We start from the raw sequence: 5,105 nt of genomic DNA, 5'->3' as shown, positions 1-5,105 counted from the left end.
GACCTTAAACGCTCATGGATAGAGAAGTGAAGTTCACTTCAATTCCTTGAGCAAAACAAGATCGAACTGAAGAGTTTGATCCTGGCTCAGATTGAACGCTGGCGGTATGCCTTACACATGCAAGTCGAACGGTAGAGGGGCAACCCTTGAGAGTGGCGAACGGGTGAGTAATACATCGGAACGTGCCCAGTCGTGGGGGATAACGTAGCGAAAGCTACGCTAATACCGCATACGACCTGAGGGTGAAAGCGGGGGATCGCAAGACCTCGCGCGATTGGAGCGGCCGATGGCAGATTAGGTAGTTGGTGGGGTAAAGGCCTACCAAGCCTGCGATCTGTAGCTGGTCTGAGAGGACGACCAGCCACACTGGGACTGAGACACGGCCCAGACTCCTACGGGAGGCAGCAGTGGGGAATTTTGGACAATGGGCGCAAGCCTGATCCAGCCATACCGCGTGCGGGAAGAAGGCCTTCGGGTTGTAAACCGCTTTTGTCAGGGAAGAAATCTTCTGGGCTAATACCTCGGGAGGATGACGGTACCTGAAGAATAAGCACCGGCTAACTACGTGCCAGCAGCCGCGGTAATACGTAGGGTGCAAGCGTTAATCGGAATTACTGGGCGTAAAGCGTGCGCAGGCGGTTCCATAAGACAGATGTGAAATCCCCGGGCTCAACCTGGGAACTGCATTTGTGACTGTGGAGCTAGAGTACGGTAGAGGGGGATGGAATTCCGCGTGTAGCAGTGAAATGCGTAGATATGCGGAGGAACACCAATGGCGAAGGCAATCCCCTGGACCTGTACTGACGCTCATGCACGAAAGCGTGGGGAGCAAACAGGATTAGATACCCTGGTAGTCCACGCCCTAAACGATGTCAACTGGTTGTTGGGAGGGTTTCTTCTCAGTAACGAAGCTAACGCGTGAAGTTGACCGCCTGGGGAGTACGGCCGCAAGGTTGAAACTCAAAGGAATTGACGGGGACCCGCACAAGCGGTGGATGATGTGGTTTAATTCGATGCAACGCGAAAAACCTTACCTACCCTTGACATGGCAGGAATCCCGCAGAGATGTGGGAGTGCTCGAAAGAGAACCTGCACACAGGTGCTGCATGGCCGTCGTCAGCTCGTGTCGTGAGATGTTGGGTTAAGTCCCGCAACGAGCGCAACCCTTGTCATCAGTTGCTACGAAAGGGCACTCTGATGAGACTGCCGGTGACAAACCGGAGGAAGGTGGGGATGACGTCAGGTCCTCATGGCCCTTATGGGTAGGGCTACACACGTCATACAATGGCCGGTACAGAGGGCTGCCAACCCGCGAGGGGGAGCCAATCCCAGAAAACCGGTCGTAGTCCGGATCGTAGTCTGCAACTCGACTGCGTGAAGTCGGAATCGCTAGTAATCGCGGATCAGAATGTCGCGGTGAATACGTTCCCGGGTCTTGTACACACCGCCCGTCACACCATGGGAGCGGGTTCTGCCAGAAGTAGTTAGCCTAACCGCAAGGAGGGCGATTACCACGGCAGGGTTCGTGACTGGGGTGAAGTCGTAACAAGGTAGCCGTATCGGAAGGTGCGGCTGGATCACCTCCTTTCTGGAAAAAGACGATGCACCTGACTGCACAACAGTCCAGGCAGCAGAGTCCAACACAGTACGACACTCAAATCAACGCGCCCACACTTATCGGCTGTCACGACAGAGTCAGAAGAGATTGGGGTCTGTAGCTCAGTCGGTTAGAGCACCGTCTTGATAAGGCGGGGGTCGTTGGTTCGAATCCAACCAGACCCACCACCAATGTTCAAGGGGGATTAGCTCAGCTGGGAGAGCACCTGCTTTGCAAGCAGGGGGTCGTCGGTTCGATCCCGTCATCCTCCACCATCACTTCTGAAATCGATCAGGACAGACCTGAGCGTTGAACGCAATGTTCAGGTCTGTCTCGAAAGAGGCTGTTGTTCTTTAAAAATTCGTAGAGTCGAATCAGCGTTGTTGGCGGAAATGCCGCAGGGGTAAAGGCCTGCTGGCAACCGTGCCGCCAATGACAATTGATTGCGTCACCAGACATCAACCATGTCCGGAAGCAATTCCGGACCGAGTTGAAAGTACGGCAAACGTAGATACTCAAACACATGACCTGGCAAAGTCAGTCAGGTCAGTGCAGTCCTTGACGATGTCGGATGCGTCCGATGTCAAAGTTATAGGGTCAAGTGACTAAGTGCATGTGGTGGATGCCTTGGCGATTACAGGCGACGAAGGACGTGATAGCCTGCGAAAAGCTGCGGGGAGCTGGCAAATGAGCTTTGATCCGCAGATGTCCGAATGGGGAAACCCACCCGCAAGGGTATTGCATGCTGAATACATAGGCATGCAAGGCGAACCCGGCGAACTGAAACATCTCAGTAGCTGGAGGAAAAGACATCAACCGAGATTCCGAAAGTAGTGGCGAGCGAAATCGGAAGAGCCTGCTAGTGATAGCACGGGACTTAACAGAACGGCATGGAAAGGCCGGCCACAGTGGGTGATAGCCCCGTATGTGAAAAGACCTGTGTGGTACTGAGCTAGCGACAAGTAGGGCGGGACACGTGAAATCCTGTCTGAAGATGGGGGGACCATCCTCCAAGGCTAAATACTCGTAATCGACCGATAGTGAACCAGTACCGTGAGGGAAAGGCGAAAAGAACCCCGGGAGGGGAGTGAAATAGATCCTGAAACCGCATGCATACAAAAAGTCGGAGCCCTCCGGGGTGACGGCGTACCTTTTGTATAATGGGTCAGCGACTTACATTCAGTGGCAAGCTTAACCGAATAGGGTAGGCGCAGGGAAACCGAGTCCGAACAGGGCGTCTTCAGTCGCTGGGTGTAGACCCGAAACCAGGTGATCTATCCATGGCCAGGATGAAGGTGCGGTAACACGCACTGGAGGTCCGAACCGACTAGTGTTGCAAAACTAGCGGATGAGCTGTGGATAGGGGTGAAAGGCTAAACAAACCTGGAAATAGCTGGTTCTCTCCGAAAACTATTTAGGTAGTGCCTCAAGTATTACCGTCGGGGGTAGAGCACTGTTTAGGCTAGGGGGTCATGGCGACTTACCAAACCTATGCAAACTCCGAATACCGATGAGTACAGCTTGGGAGACAGAGCACCGGGTGCTAACGTCCGGACTCAAGAGGGAAACAACCCAGACCGCCAGCTAAGGTCCCTAAAATTGGCTAAGTGGGAAACGAAGTGGGAAGGCTAAAACAGTCAGGATGTTGGCTTAGAAGCAGCCATCATTTAAAGAAAGCGTAATAGCTCACTGATCGAGTCGTCCTGCGCGGAAGATGTAACGGGGCTCAAGCCAGTTACCGAAGCTGCGGATGCACCGCAAGGTGCGTGGTAGGAGAGCGTTCTGTAAGCCTGTGAAGGTGTCTTGAGAAGGATGCTGGAGGTATCAGAAGTGCGAATGCTGACATGAGTAGCGTTAAAGGGGGTGAAAAGCCCCCTCGCCGTAAGCGCAAGGTTTCCTACGCAACGTTCATCGGCGTAGGGTGAGTCGGCCCCTAAGGCGAGGCAGAGATGCGTAGCTGATGGGAAACAGGTGAATATTCCTGTACCGATTGCAAGTGCGATGTGGGGACGGAGAAGGTTAGCTCAGCCGGGTGTTGGATGTCCCGGTTCAAGCGTGTAGTCATGCCCTCTAGGCAAATCCGGAGGGCTAAGATGAGGCGTGATAACGAGTCTGCTTGCAGACGAAGTGAGTGATACCCTGCTTCCAAGAAAAGCCACTAAGCTCCAGCTTGCAACGACCGTACCGCAAACCGACACTGGTGCGCGTGATGAGTATTCTCAGGCGCTTGAGAGAACTCTGGAGAAGGAACTCGGCAAATTGACACCGTAACTTCGGAAGAAGGTGTGCCTTTAGTCAGTGAAGCCCCTCGCGGGTGGAGCTAAACGAGGCCGCAGAGAATCGGTGGCTGCGACTGTTTAATAAAAACACAGCACTCTGCAAAGACGAAAGTCGACGTATAGGGTGTGACGCCTGCCCGGTGCTGGAAGATTAAATGATGGGGTGCAAGCTCTTGACTGAAGTCCCAGTAAACGGCGGCCGTAACTATAACGGTCCTAAGGTAGCGAAATTCCTTGTCGGGTAAGTTCCGACCTGCACGAATGGCGTAACGATGGCCACACTGTCTCCTCCAGAGACTCAGCGAAGTTGAAATGTTTGTGATGATGCAATCTCCCCGCGGAAAGACGGAAAGACCCCATGAACCTTTACTGTAGCTTTACATTGGACTTTGAACAGATCTGTGTAGGATAGGTGGGAGGCTTTGAAGCCAGGACGCTAGTTCTGGTGGAGCCGACGTTGAAATACCACCCTGGTGTGTTTGAGGTTCTAACCTTGGTCCCTGATCGGGATTGGGGACAGTGTATGGTGGGCAGTTTGACTGGGGCGGTCTCCTCCCAAAGTGTAACGGAGGAGTTCGAAGGTACGCTAGCCACGGTCGGAAATCGTGGTGATAGTGCATTGGCATAAGCGTGCTTGACTGCGAGACTGACAAGTCGAGCAGGTACGAAAGTAGGACAAAGTGATCCGGTGGTTCTGTATGGAAGGGCCATCGCTCAACGGATAAAAGGTACTCTGGGGATAACAGGCTGATACCGCCCAAGAGTTCATATCGACGGCGGTGTTTGGCACCTCGATGTCGGCTCATCTCATCCTGGGGCTGTAGCCGGTCCCAAGGGTATGGCTGTTCGCCATTTAAAGAGGTACGTGAGCTGGGTTTAAAACGTCGTGAGACAGTTTGGTCCCTATCTTCCGTGGGCGCTGCAGAATTGAGAGAGCCTGCTCCTAGTACGAGAGGACCGGAGTGGACGCACCTCTGGTGTACCGGTTGTCACGCCAGTGGCATCGCCGGGTAGCTATGTGCGGAAGAGATAACCGCTGAAAGCATCTAAGCGGGAAACTCGTCTCAAGATAAGTTCTGCCGGGGCCTCGAGCCCCCTGAAGAGTCGTTCAAGACCAGGACGTTGATAGGCTGGGTGTGGAAGAGCGGTAACGCTTTAAGCTAACCAGTACTAATTGCTCGTGAGGCTTGACCCTATAACTTTGACATTCCTGTCAAGGTAAGAGTGTC

Annotated in this window: 2 tRNA genes and 2 rRNA genes; all 4 read left to right on the top strand. The window is 53.5% G+C overall.

The annotated features are described in order from the left end of the window. The first annotated feature begins 63 nt into the window (after positions 1-63). A 16S ribosomal RNA gene (locus HZU84_RS19940) occupies positions 64-1,588 on the top strand. 120 nt (positions 1,589-1,708) lie between these two features. Further along, positions 1,709-1,785, top strand: a tRNA-Ile gene (locus HZU84_RS19935). An 11-nt stretch (positions 1,786-1,796) separates the two neighbouring features. After that, a tRNA-Ala gene (locus HZU84_RS19930) sits at positions 1,797-1,872 on the top strand. A 320-nt stretch (positions 1,873-2,192) separates the two neighbouring features. After that, positions 2,193-5,071 (top strand): 23S ribosomal RNA (locus HZU84_RS19925). Together the 16S and 23S rRNA genes with 2 tRNA genes alongside form the textbook arrangement of a ribosomal RNA operon. Positions 5,072-5,105 lie beyond the last annotated feature (34 nt).

Source organism: Sphaerotilus sulfidivorans (genome assembly GCF_013426975.1).
GTDB classification, from domain to species: Bacteria; Pseudomonadota; Gammaproteobacteria; order Burkholderiales; family Burkholderiaceae_C; genus Sphaerotilus; species Sphaerotilus sulfidivorans.
Note: the sequence above shows the minus strand (reverse complement) of the source record. Positions and strands in the feature narration are given on the sequence as shown.